This window comes from Pseudomonas sp. B21-019 (genome assembly GCF_024749225.1).
GTDB lineage: Bacteria > Pseudomonadota > Gammaproteobacteria > Pseudomonadales > Pseudomonadaceae > Aquipseudomonas.
On record NZ_CP087193.1, the window covers coordinates 5,682,304 to 5,695,703 of the forward strand.

The 13,400-nt window shown below is 55.6% G+C and carries 7 protein-coding genes; all 7 read right to left on the reverse strand.

Annotated features, from left to right (window positions below; translation table 11 throughout):
- Positions 1–50 precede the first annotated feature (50 nt).
- Positions 51–362 carry a 30S ribosomal protein S10 gene (gene rpsJ, locus LOY36_RS25590; protein ID WP_003186070.1) on the reverse strand — a complete coding sequence of 104 codons (312 nt, stop codon included), beginning with the start codon at positions 360–362 and terminating at the stop codon, positions 51–53.
- Positions 363–520: 158 nt separating this feature from the next.
- Positions 521–1,714 carry an elongation factor Tu gene (gene tuf / locus LOY36_RS25595; protein ID WP_007933700.1) on the reverse strand — a complete coding sequence of 398 codons (1,194 nt, stop codon included), beginning with the start codon at positions 1,712–1,714 and terminating at the stop codon, positions 521–523.
- Between the two features lie 30 nt (positions 1,715–1,744).
- Positions 1,745–3,850 (reverse strand): elongation factor G, encoded by a 2,106-nt coding sequence (fusA, locus tag LOY36_RS25600; RefSeq protein WP_007933703.1) that lies wholly within the window; start codon positions 3,848–3,850, stop codon positions 1,745–1,747.
- A 30-nt stretch (positions 3,851–3,880) separates the two neighbouring features.
- Positions 3,881–4,351, reverse strand: coding sequence for a 30S ribosomal protein S7 (gene rpsG / locus LOY36_RS25605; protein WP_002555493.1), 471 nt, complete (start codon positions 4,349–4,351; stop codon positions 3,881–3,883).
- Between the two features lie 118 nt (positions 4,352–4,469).
- Positions 4,470–4,841, reverse strand: coding sequence for a 30S ribosomal protein S12 (rpsL, locus tag LOY36_RS25610; protein ID WP_003186084.1), 372 nt, complete (start codon positions 4,839–4,841; stop codon positions 4,470–4,472).
- A 218-nt stretch (positions 4,842–5,059) separates the two neighbouring features.
- A complete protein-coding gene (gene rpoC / locus LOY36_RS25615; RefSeq protein WP_019650829.1) occupies positions 5,060–9,259 on the reverse strand; it encodes a DNA-directed RNA polymerase subunit beta' in 4,200 nt (1,399 codons plus the stop codon).
- 64 nt (positions 9,260–9,323) lie between these two features.
- Positions 9,324–13,397, reverse strand: coding sequence for a DNA-directed RNA polymerase subunit beta (gene rpoB, locus LOY36_RS25620; RefSeq protein WP_018925655.1), 4,074 nt, complete (start codon positions 13,395–13,397; stop codon positions 9,324–9,326).
- Positions 13,398–13,400 lie beyond the last annotated feature (3 nt).

Genomic DNA, 13,400 nt, shown 5'->3' on the forward strand with positions numbered 1-13,400 from the left:
CACCCGCTATGGCCGCCCATTTCAGAGCGTTACACGACTAAGACCGAGTCTTAGCCGAGGCTGATCTGCACTTCCACACCGGCCGCAAGATCAAGCTTCATAAGAGCATCAACGGTTTTATCCGTTGGCTGGACGATGTCCAGAACGCGCTTATGAGTACGGATCTCGTACTGGTCACGCGCGTCTTTGTTGACGTGCGGGGAGACCAGAACGGTGAACCGCTCTTTACGGGTAGGCAGTGGAATTGGACCACGCACTTGAGCACCAGTACGTTTCGCGGTTTCCACGATTTCCTGGGTGGATTGGTCGATCAGGCGATGGTCAAAAGCCTTCAACCTGATACGGATTTGCTGATTTTGCATTGGATTTCAGACTCCGGCTGCTATTCCCACCGGGCGCAATACGCCCGTTAAAAGGAGGCGCAATTCTATAGACGCCCCCGATAGGTGTCAACCCAATAAAAAAGCCCCCGCTAAGCGGGGGCTTTTTCAAAGCATCGAAGCTATCTCAGAAGAGAAGCTTACTCGATGATTTTAGCTACAACGCCAGCACCAACGGTACGGCCGCCTTCGCGAATAGCGAAACGCAGACCGTCTTCCATTGCGATGGTTTTGATCAGGGTAACAGTCATTTGAATGTTATCGCCTGGCATTACCATTTCAACGCCTTCTGGCAGCTCGCAGTTACCAGTCACGTCAGTAGTACGGAAGTAGAACTGTGGACGGTAGCCTTTGAAGAACGGAGTGTGACGACCGCCTTCTTCTTTGCTCAGAACGTAAACTTCTGCGGTGAACTTGGTGTGCGGCTTAACGGTACCTGGCTTAACCAGAACCTGACCACGCTCCACGTCATCACGCTTGGTGCCGCGCAGCAGCACGCCGCAGTTCTCGCCAGCACGACCTTCGTCGAGCAGCTTGCGGAACATTTCAACACCGGTGCAGGTGGTGACGGTGGTGTCACGCAGACCAACGATTTCCAGTGGATCCTGAACGCGAACGATACCGCGCTCGATACGACCAGTCACAACAGTACCGCGACCCGAGATCGAGAATACGTCTTCGATTGGCATCAGGAACGGCTTGTCAGTCAGACGAACTGGTTCTGGGATGTAGCTGTCCAGAGTTTCAACCAGTTTCTTGACGGCAGTGGTGCCCATCTCGTTATCGTCCAGACCATCCAGCGCCATACGAGCGGAGCCGATGATGATTGGAGTGTCGTCGCCTGGGAAGTCGTAAGTGCTCAGCAGATCGCGCACTTCCATCTCAACCAGTTCCAGCAGCTCAGCGTCGTCTACCAGGTCAGCCTTGTTCAGGAAAACCACGATGTACGGAACGCCTACCTGACGGGACAGCAGGATGTGCTCACGGGTTTGTGGCATCGGACCATCAGCGGCCGAGCAAACCAGGATAGCGCCGTCCATTTGAGCAGCACCGGTGATCATGTTCTTCACATAGTCAGCGTGACCTGGGCAGTCAACGTGAGCGTAGTGACGGATCTTCGAGTTGTACTCAACGTGAGCGGTGTTGATGGTGATACCGCGAGCTTTTTCTTCTGGTGCGCTGTCGATCTTGTCGAAGTCAACACGAGCCGAACCGAAAACTTCGGAGCAGACGCGAGTCAGAGCAGCGGTCAGAGTGGTTTTACCGTGGTCAACGTGACCGATAGTGCCAACGTTGACGTGCGGTAGGGAACGATCAAATTTTTCTTTAGCCACGACAATTAACTCCTTGCCTAAAGGACTGAATCAGCCTTGTTTTTTGGTAACGGTTTCGACGATGTGCGACGGAGCCGTATTGTATTTTTTGAATTCCATAGAGTAGCTTGCGCGACCCTGAGACATGGAACGAACGTCGGTCGCATAACCGAACATCTCGCCCAACGGAACCTCGGCACGAATTACTTTACCGGAAACCGTATCTTCCATACCCAGAATCATGCCGCGACGACGGTTAAGGTCGCCCATCACGTCACCCATATAGTCTTCAGGCGTAACAACCTCTACCGCCATGATCGGCTCAAGCAACTCACCACCACCCTTCTGGGCCAGTTGCTTGGTCGCCATGGAAGCAGCCACCTTAAACGCCATCTCGTTCGAGTCGACGTCGTGGTAAGAACCATCAAACACGGTAGCCTTCAGGCCGATCAGCGGATAGCCGGCAACAACACCGTTCTTCATCTGCTCTTCGATACCCTTCTGGATAGCCGGGATGTATTCCTTAGGAACCACACCACCCACTACTTCGTTCAGGAATTGCAGACCTTCCTGACCTTCGTCAGCAGGTGCAAAACGGATCCAGCAATGACCGAACTGGCCACGACCGCCGGACTGACGAACGAACTTGCCTTCGATTTCGCAGCTCTTCGTGATGCGCTCACGGTACGAAACTTGAGGCTTACCGATGTTGGCTTCGACGTTGAACTCACGGCGCATCCGGTCAACCAGGATGTCCAGGTGCAGCTCGCCCATGCCGGAGATGATCGTTTGACCAGTCTCTTCATCAGTTTTGACGCGGAAAGACGGGTCTTCCTGAGCAAGTTTGCCCAGAGCGATACCCATTTTTTCCTGGTCATCCTTGGTCTTAGGCTCTACGGCAACCGAAATAACCGGCTCCGGGAAGTCCATGCGAACCAGGATGATTGGCTTGTCAGCGTTGCACAAAGTTTCACCAGTGGTGACGTCCTTCATGCCGATCAAGGCCGCGATGTCACCAGCGCGCACTTCCTTGATTTCTTCACGGGCGTTTGCGTGCATTTGCACCATACGACCCACGCGCTCTTTCTTGCCTTTTACCGAGTTGATCACGCCGTCGCCGGAGGCCAACACGCCCGAGTAAACCCGAACAAAGGTCAAGGTACCCACGAATGGGTCGGTAGCGATTTTGAACGCCAGAGCCGCGAAAGGCTCGTCGTCGCTTGCATGACGCTCCATTTCCTCTTCCTCGTTATCCGGGTTGGAACCCTTGATAGCAGGAATGTCGGTTGGAGCAGGCAGGAAGTCGATAACGGCGTCGAGAACCAGGGGAACACCCTTGTTCTTGAAGGAAGAACCGCAAACAGCCAGAACGATCTCACCAGCGATAGTACGCTGACGCAGAGCGGCCTTGATTTCCTCGATGGAGAGCTCTTCCCCTTCGAGATACTTGTTCATCAGCTCTTCGTTGGCTTCGGCCGCAGCCTCGACCATGTTGCTGCGCCACTCTTCAGCCAGCTCTTGCAGCTCAGCAGGAATGTCCTTGCGAACAGGGACCATACCCTTGTCAGAGTCATTCCAGTAGACAGCTTGCATGTTGATCAGATCGATCTGACCCTGGAAGTTGTCTTCGGAACCGATAGCCAACTGGATTGGCACCGGAGTGTGACCCAGACGCTGCTTGATCTGACCGATCACGCGCAGGAAGTTAGCGCCAGCACGGTCCATCTTGTTCACGTAAACAAGACGTGGAACGCCGTACTTGTTGGCCTGACGCCATACGGTTTCCGACTGAGGCTCAACACCCGAAGTACCGCAGAACACAACGACAGCGCCGTCGAGTACGCGCAGGGAGCGTTCAACTTCAATAGTGAAGTCTACGTGGCCCGGGGTATCGATAACGTTGAAACGGTGTTCGTGCGAGTACTGCTTCTCAGAACCTTTCCAGAAGGCGGTGATAGCAGCAGAAGTAATGGTAATACCACGCTCCTGCTCCTGCACCATCCAGTCTGTGGTCGCGGCGCCGTCATGCACCTCGCCCATTTTGTGACTTTTGCCAGTGTAAAAAAGGACGCGCTCGGTGGTGGTGGTTTTACCAGCATCCACGTGAGCAACGATACCGATGTTACGGTAGCGGCTAATCGGAGTAGTACGAGCCATAAAGCCCTCGCAAAATTAGTGAAGCTAAAATTAGAAGCGGTAGTGCGAGAAAGCCTTGTTGGCTTCAGCCATACGGTGCACGTCTTCACGCTTCTTAACAGCAGCACCTTTACCTTCAGCAGCGTCCAACAGTTCGCCAGCCAAACGCAGAGCCATAGACTTCTCGCCGCGCTTACGGGCGAAGTCTACCAACCAGCGCATTGCCAGCGCGTTACGACGGGACGGACGAACTTCGACCGGAACCTGGTAAGTAGCACCGCCTACACGGCGCGACTTTACTTCGACCAGCGGAGCGATGGCGTCGAGAGCTTTCTCGAAGATTTCCAGGGGGTCGCTGTTCTTGCGCTCTTTAACCTTTTCCAGCGCGCCATAAACGATACGCTCGGCAACGGCTTTTTTGCCGCTTTCCATCACGTGGTTCATGAACTTGGCCAGGATTTGGCTTCCGTATTTTGGATCGTCAAGCACTTCGCGCTTGGCTGCTACGCGTCTTCTTGGCATGGATAAGCCCTCAAACGGTCTTCAGGTTCGCTCGGAATCGGTGCCCTTTCGGGACGCCTCCGACCTTACTCTTATCGACTCAGAAAAATAGAAATCGGTTTTTTGCTGCAAGCGACTATTACTTCGGACGCTTGGTACCGTACTTCGAACGACCTTGGTTACGACCTTTAACGCCGGAAGTATCCAAAGAGCCGCGAACGGTGTGGTAACGAACACCTGGCAAGTCTTTTACACGACCGCCGCGGATCAGTACCACGCTGTGCTCTTGCAGGTTGTGGCCTTCACCACCGATGTACGAGGAAACCTCGAAACCGTTGGTCAGACGCACACGGCATACTTTACGCAGTGCCGAGTTAGGTTTTTTCGGCGTAGTGGTATACACACGGGTGCATACGCCACGACGTTGCGGGCAGTTCTGCAGCGCAGGCACGTCGGATTTCTCGACGATACGCTTACGCGGCTGACGTACCAGCTGGTTGATAGTTGCCATCTACTAGCTCCACTGTTGTCTTGCGACGCTATTGTCTTGCAAGAAAAGCAAAATGGCAGGAACGAATCCCCGCCAAATTTAGGGGTACAAGAGTCTAAAGAGGATCTTGTCCCCAGTCAAGGCAAGGCCCCGACCTCTCCCCCCATCCAACCTCGACAAATTGTCTCGACTGGATGAACGGAGCGATCAGGGCCTGCACTCATTTACTACCGCAGAACTCAGTTACCGCTCGAGTTCAGCGCTTCGGTCAGTGCAGCTTCCACTTCACTGGCGCTCACGCGCAACGGTTTGTCAGCATCACGGCGGCGCTTGCGCTCGCTGTGATAAGCCAGACCGGTACCGGCCGGGATCAGACGACCCACGACCACGTTTTCTTTCAGGCCGCGCAGGTAATCGCGCTTGCCGGTTACCGCCGCTTCGGTCAGTACGCGAGTGGTTTCCTGGAAGGAAGCCGCCGAGATGAACGATTCGGTGGACAACGACGCCTTGGTGATACCCAGCAGTACACGAGTGAACTTGGAGACAAATTTGTCTTCAGTGCTCAGACGCTCGTTCTCTACCAGTACGTGAGTCAATTCCATCTGGTCGCCCTTGATGAAACTGGAGTCGCCGGACTCAGCGATCTCAACTTTACGCAGCATCTGACGCAGGATGGTCTCGATGTGCTTGTCGTTGATCTTCACGCCTTGCAGACGGTAAACGTCCTGGATCTCGTTCACGATGTACTTGGCCAGCGCACTCACACCCAGCAGACGCAGGATGTCGTGTGGATCGCTCGGACCGTCGGAGATAACTTCGCCGCGGTTTACCTGTTCGCCTTCGAAGACGTTCAGGTGACGCCACTTCGGAATCAGCTCTTCGTACGGATCGCTACCGTCGTTCGGGGTGATAACCAGACGGCGCTTGCCTTTGGTCTCTTTACCGAACGCGATGGTGCCGCTGACTTCAGCCAGGATCGAGGCTTCTTTCGGACGACGGGCTTCGAACAAGTCGGCAACACGCGGCAGACCACCGGTGATGTCACGGGTCTTCGAAGTCTCTTGCGGAATACGAGCGATAACATCACCGATCGCGATTTTCGCACCGTCCGCTACACCGACCAGGGCGTTAGCAGGCAGGAAGTACTGAGCAATTACGTCGGTACCCGGCAGCAAGAGATCCTTGCCGTTGTCATCAACCATCTTCACAGCAGGACGGATATCTTTACCGGCAGCTGGACGGTCTTTGGCGTCGAGTACTTCAATGTTGGTCATACCGGTCAATTCGTCAGTCTGACGCTTGATCGTGATGCCTTCTTCCATGCCCACGTAGGTCACGGTACCTTTCATTTCGGTAACGATTGGGTGAGTGTGCGGATCCCACTTGGCCACGATTGCGCCAGCGTCGACCTTGTCACCTTCTTTAACCGAAATCACAGCACCGTACGGCAGCTTGTAGCGCTCACGCTCACGACCGAAGTCATCAGCGATTGCCAGCTCACCGGAACGGGACACAGCAACCAGGCAACCATCCACTCGCTCAACGTGCTTCAGGTTATGCAGACGGACGGTACCGCCATTCTTCACCTGAACGCTGTCGGCTGCGGAGGTCCGGCTTGCCGCACCACCGATGTGGAACGTACGCATGGTCAGCTGGGTACCCGGCTCACCGATGGACTGGGCAGCGATAACGCCGACCGCTTCACCGATGTTCACCTGGTGACCACGAGCCAAGTCACGGCCGTAGCACTTGGCGCAAATGCCGTAGCGGGTTTCGCAGCTGATCGGCGAACGCACGATCACTTCGTCGATGCTGTTCAGCTCGATGAACTCGACCCACTTCTCGTCTACCAGAGTGCCGGCAGGAACGATAACTTCCTCGGTACCTGGCTTGAATACGTCACGGGCAATGACACGACCCAATACGCGCTCACCCAACGGCTCAACAACGTCACCGCCTTCAATGTGCGGAGTCATCACCAGGCCATGTTCGGTGCCGCAATCGATCTCGGTCACAACCAGATCCTGCGCCACGTCTACCAGACGACGAGTCAGGTAACCGGAGTTCGCAGTTTTCAACGCGGTATCCGCCAGACCTTTACGAGCACCGTGAGTAGAGATGAAGTACTGAAGTACGCTCAAACCTTCACGGAAGTTCGCAGTAATCGGCGTTTCGATGATGGAACCGTCCGGCTTGGCCATCAGGCCACGCATACCGGCGAGCTGACGGATCTGCGCGGCAGAACCCCGTGCGCCCGAGTCGGCCATCATGTACATCGAGTTGAAGGATTCCTGGTCGACTTCGACGCCATGACGGTCGATGACTTTCTCTTTCGAGAGGTTGGCCATCATCGCCTTGGAAACTTCGTCGTTCGCCTTGGACCAAAGGTCGATCACCTTGTTGTACTTCTCGCCCTGGGTTACCAGGCCGGAGGCGTACTGACTTTCGATCTCTTTCACTTCGTCGGTGGCTGCACCGATGATGCGGGCTTTTTCATCAGGGATAACGAAGTCGTTAACACCGATGGAAACGCCGGAGATGGTCGAATAGGCAAAACCGGTGTACATCAACTGGTCAGCGAAGATCACGGTCTCTTTCAAACCAACCACGCGGTAGCACTGGTTGATCAGTTTGGAGATCGCTTTCTTCTTCATCGGCAGGTTGACGACGTCGAAGGACAGACCTTTTGGCACAACCTGGAACAACAGCGCACGGCCGACGGTAGTGTCGACGATACGAGTGTTGGTCACGCTGCCGCCATCACGATCGTTCACGGTTTCGTTGATCCGCACCTTGACCTTGGCGTGCAGTGCGGCTTCGCCGGCACGGAACACACGGTCAACTTCTTGCAGATCCGCGAACACACGACCTTCGCCTTTGGCGTTGATCGCTTCACGAGTCATGTAGTACAGACCCAATACAACGTCCTGCGAAGGAACGATGATTGGCTCACCGTTGGCTGGCGACAGAATGTTGTTGGTCGACATCATCAACGCACGCGCTTCCAGCTGGGCTTCCAGCGTCAGCGGTACGTGCACGGCCATTTGGTCGCCGTCGAAGTCGGCGTTGTACGCAGCACAGACCAGAGGGTGCAGCTGGATAGCCTTACCTTCGATCAGTACCGGTTCAAACGCCTGGATACCCAGACGGTGAAGGGTCGGTGCACGGTTGAGGAGAACCGGGTGTTCGCGAATCACTTCAGCGAGAACGTCCCAAACCTCTGGCAGCTCACGCTCAACCATCTTCTTGGCCGCTTTGATGGTGGTAGCAAGACCACGCATTTCCAGCTTGCCGAAAATGAACGGCTTGAACAGCTCGAGAGCCATCTTCTTCGGCAGACCGCACTGGTGCAGACGCAGAGTCGGACCTACGGTAATTACCGAACGACCGGAGTAGTCAACACGCTTACCGAGCAAGTTCTGACGGAAACGACCTTGCTTACCCTTGATCATGTCAGCCAGGGATTTCAGAGGACGCTTGTTGGAACCGGTGATAGCGCGGCCACGACGACCGTTGTCGAGCAGTGCGTCGACGGCTTCCTGCAACATACGCTTTTCGTTGCGCACGATGATGTCCGGAGCGGACAGATCAAGCAGGCGCTTCAAACGGTTGTTACGGTTGATCACTCGACGATATAGATCGTTGAGGTCGGAAGTCGCGAAACGACCGCCATCCAATGGGACCAGTGGACGCAGATCTGGCGGCAGAACCGGCAGAACGGTCAGCACCATCCACTCTGGCAGGTTGCCGGAACCCTGGAAGGCTTCCATCAACTTCAGACGCTTGGACAGCTTTTTGATTTTGGTTTCGGAGTTGGTTTGCGGAATCTCTTCACGCAGACGGCCAATCTCGTGTTCCAGGTCGATAGCGTGCAGCAGTTCACGGACAGCTTCGGCACCCATGCGGGCATCGAAATCGTCGCCGAACTCTTCCAGCGCTTCGAAGTACTGCTCGTCGTTGAGCAGCTGACCCTTTTCAAGGGTGGTCATGCCTGGATCGATAACGACATAGCTCTCGAAGTAGAGAACGCGCTCGATATCACGCAGGGTCATGTCCATCAGCAAGCCGATACGGGACGGCAGCGATTTCAGGAACCAGATGTGGGCTACTGGCGAGGCCAGCTCGATGTGCGCCATGCGCTCACGACGAACTTTTGCCAGCGCGACTTCAACGCCGCACTTCTCGCAGATCACACCACGGTGCTTCAAGCGCTTGTACTTACCGCACAGGCACTCGTAATCCTTTACCGGGCCAAAGATCTTGGCGCAGAACAGGCCGTCACGCTCAGGTTTGAACGTACGGTAGTTGATGGTTTCCGGCTTTTTAACTTCACCGAACGACCACGAACGGATCATCTCAGGCGATGCCAATCCAATACGGATGGCGTCGAACTCTTCGACTTGACCCTGGTTTTTCAGCAAATTCAGTAGGTCTTTCAAGGCCTTTCCTCCTGGCGGAGCAGAGAGCGGGCAATCCTGCCCCGCTCTCGATTCGCGTCACGTGTTATTCGGTTTCCAGATCGATATCGATGCCGAGGGAACGAATTTCCTTGATCAACACGTTGAAGGACTCGGGCATGCCCGGCTCCATACGGTGATCGCCGTCCACGATGTTTTTGTACATCTTGGTCCGGCCGTTCACATCGTCCGACTTCACTGTGAGCATTTCTTGCAGAGTGTAAGCAGCACCGTATGCTTCCAGTGCCCAGACCTCCATCTCCCCGAAACGCTGACCACCGAACTGCGCCTTACCACCCAGCGGCTGCTGGGTAACCAGGCTGTACGAACCGGTAGAACGAGCGTGCATCTTGTCGTCTACCAAGTGGTTCAGCTTCAGCATGTACATGTAGCCAACAGTAACCGGGCGCTCGAACTTGTTGCCGGTACGGCCGTCGGTCAGCTGCATCTGGCCGCTTTCTGGCAGGTCTGCCAGTTTCAGCATGGCCTTGATTTCGCTTTCCTTGGCGCCGTCGAACACTGGAGTGGCCATTGGAACGCCGCCACGCAGGTTCTTCGCCAGATCCAGGATTTCCTGGTCGGAGAAGCTATCCAGATCTTCGTTACGACCGCCGATCTGGTTGTAGATCTCGTCCAGGAAGGTGCGAAGTTCAGCAACCTTACGCTGCTCTTCGACCATCCGGTTGATCTTCTCGCCCAGACCTTTGGCCGCGAGGCCCAGGTGGGTTTCAAGGATCTGACCAACGTTCATACGCGAAGGTACGCCCAACGGGTTGAGGACGACGTCGACCGGGGTGCCATTGGCATCGTGCGGCATGTCTTCAACCGGCATGATCACGGAGACCACACCCTTGTTACCGTGACGACCGGCCATCTTGTCGCCCGGCTGGATGCGGCGACGGATTGCCAGGTAAACCTTGACGATTTTCAGCACGCCTGGAGCCAGGTCATCGCCCTGCTGCAGCTTGCGCTTCTTGTCTTCGAACTTGTCGTCCAGCAGACGGCGGCGATCAACGATGTAGGCCTGAGCCTTCTCGAGCTGCTCGTTCAGAGCATCTTCAGCCATGCGCAGCTTGAACCACTGGCCGTGCTCAAGACCGTCGAGAACTTCGTCGGTGATTTCCTGACCTTTCTTCAGACCGGCGCCGCCTTCGGCTTTGTGGCCGACCAGAGCGGAACGCAGACGTTCGAAAGTAGCGCCTTCAACGATACGGAACTCTTCGTTCAGGTCCTTGCGGATCTCGTCGAGTTGAGTCTTCTCGATCGACAGTGCACGAGCATCACGCTCAACGCCGTCACGGGTGAAGACCTGTACGTCGATGACAGTACCCTTGGTGCCGGTAGGCACACGCAGGGAGGTGTCTTTAACGTCGCTGGCTTTTTCACCGAAGATCGCACGCAGCAGTTTTTCTTCCGGAGTCAGTTGGGTCTCGCCTTTCGGAGTGACCTTACCTACCAGGATGTCGCCTGCGCCTACTTCAGCACCTACGTAAACGATACCGGCTTCGTCCAGCTTGTTCAGTGCAGCTTCACCCACGTTCGGGATGTCTGCTGTGATTTCCTCTGGCCCAAGCTTGGTGTCACGCGCCACACAGGTCAGTTCCTGGATGTGGATCGTGGTGAAACGGTCTTCCTGAACAACACGCTCGGACAGGCAGATGGAGTCTTCGAAGTTGAAGCCGTTCCATGCCATGAACGCGATGCGCATGTTCTGACCCAGAGCCAGTTCACCCATATCGGTGGACGGACCGTCGGCCATGATGTCGCTGCGCTGAACCCGATCACCTTTGCTCACCAGCGGACGCTGGTTGATGCAGGTGTTCTGGTTGGAGCGGGTGTACTTGGTCAGGTTGTAGATGTCGACACCAGCTTCGCCGGTTTCAACTTCATCATCAGCAACACGAACCACGATACGGCTGGCATCGACGGAATCGATCACGCCGCCACGACGAGCCACGACGCAAACGCCGGAGTCGCGAGCCACGTTACGTTCCATGCCGGTACCTACCAGCGGCTTGTCAGCACGCAGGGTTGGTACAGCTTGACGCTGCATGTTCGAACCCATCAACGCACGGTTGGCGTCGTCGTGCTCGAGGAACGGGATCAGCGACGCAGCAACCGAAACTACCTGCTTCGGCGACACGTCCATCAAGGTGACATCTTCCGGCGCCTTGACGGTGAACTCGTTCAAGTGACGAACAGCTACCAGCTCGTCGATCAGGACTTTCTTGTCGTTCATCGTGGCCGAAGCCTGAGCGATCACGTGATCAGCTTCTTCGATGGCGGACAGGAAAACGATCTCGTCGGTGACCAGAGCGTCTTTCACCACACGGTACGGGCTCTCGAGGAAGCCGTACTGGTTGGTGCGCGCATAGGCGGCCAGGGAGTTGATCAGACCGATGTTCGGACCTTCCGGCGTTTCAATCGGGCATACACGACCGTAGTGAGTCGGGTGTACGTCACGGACTTCGAAGCCTGCACGTTCGCGAGTCAAACCGCCTGGGCCGAGTGCAGAGACGCGACGCTTGTGGGTGATCTCGGACAGCGGGTTGTTCTGGTCCATGAACTGGGACAGCTGACTGGAACCGAAGAACTCTTTCACCGCCGCAGCCACTGGCTTGGCGTTGATCAGGTCTTGCGGCATCAGGCCTTCGCTTTCCGCCATCGACAGACGCTCTTTGACCGCACGCTCAACACGTACCAGGCCAACGCGGAACTGGTTCTCGGCCATTTCGCCTACGCAGCGAACACGACGGTTACCCAGGTGGTCGATGTCATCGACGATGCCTTTACCGTTACGGATGTCGACCAGAGTCTTCAGAACCGCGACGATGTCTTCTTTGCACAACACGCCCGAACCTTCGATCTCGGTACGACCGATACGACGGTTGAACTTCATCCGGCCGACCGCAGACAGGTCATAGCGCTCAGGACTGAAGAACAGGTTGTTGAACAGTGTCTCGGCAGCGTCCTTGGTTGGCGGCTCGCCTGGACGCATCATGCGATAGATTTCGACCAGCGCTTCCAATTGGTTGCTGGTGGAGTCGATCTTCAGGGTGTCGGAGACGAACGGACCGCAGTCGATATCGTTGGTGTACAGAGTTTCGATGCGAACAACGCCCGCCTTGGCAATTTTTGCCAGGATTTCGGTGTTCAGCTCGGTGTTGCACTCTGCCAGGATTTCGCCGGTAGCCGGATGCACGATGACCTTGGCGGTAGTGCGACCCAGGACGTAGTCCAGAGGCACTTGCAGCTCTTTGATCCCGGCTTTTTCCAGCTGGTTGATGTGGCGAGCGGTGATACGACGACCTTGCTCGACAATAACCTTGCCTTTGTCATCCTGAATATCGAGGACAGCAATTTCACCACGCAGGCGCTGAGGCACCAGTTCCAGGCTGAGGTTTTCACCCTGCACATGGAAGACGTTGGTGGTGTAGAACGCGTCCAGCACTTCTTCAGTGGTATAGCCCAGCGCGCGCAGCAGTACCGATGCAGGCAGCTTGCGGCGACGGTCGATACGCACAAATACGCAATCTTTCGGGTCGAACTCGAAGTCCAACCACGAACCGCGGTAAGGAATGATGCGCGCGGAGTACAGCAGTTTGCCGGAGCTGTGCGTCTTGCCACGGTCGTGGTCGAAGAACACGCCCGGGGAACGGTGCAGCTGGGAAACGATTACACGCTCGGTACCGTTGATTACGAAGGTACCGTTCTCAGTCATCAGGGGGATTTCACCCATGTAGACTTCTTGCTCTTTGATGTCCTTGATCGCTTTGTTCGACGATTCTTTGTCGAAAATGATCAGGCGCACTTTTACCCGCAAAGGTACGGCGTAAGTTACACCGCGCAATACGCATTCTTTGACATCAAATGCCGGTTCGCCCAGGCGATAACCGACGTACTCCAGCGCAGCATTGCCGGAGTAGCTGATGATCGGGAAAACGGATTTGAAGGCCGCATGCAGGCCCACGTCGCGGAACTGATCTTTAGTCGCTCCCGCTTGCAAGAATTCACGATACGAATCCAGCTGGATGGCCAGGAGGTACGGCACATCCATGACGTCCGGCAACTTGCTAAAGTCCTTGCGGATACGTTTTTTCTCAGTATATGAGTAAGCCATCAG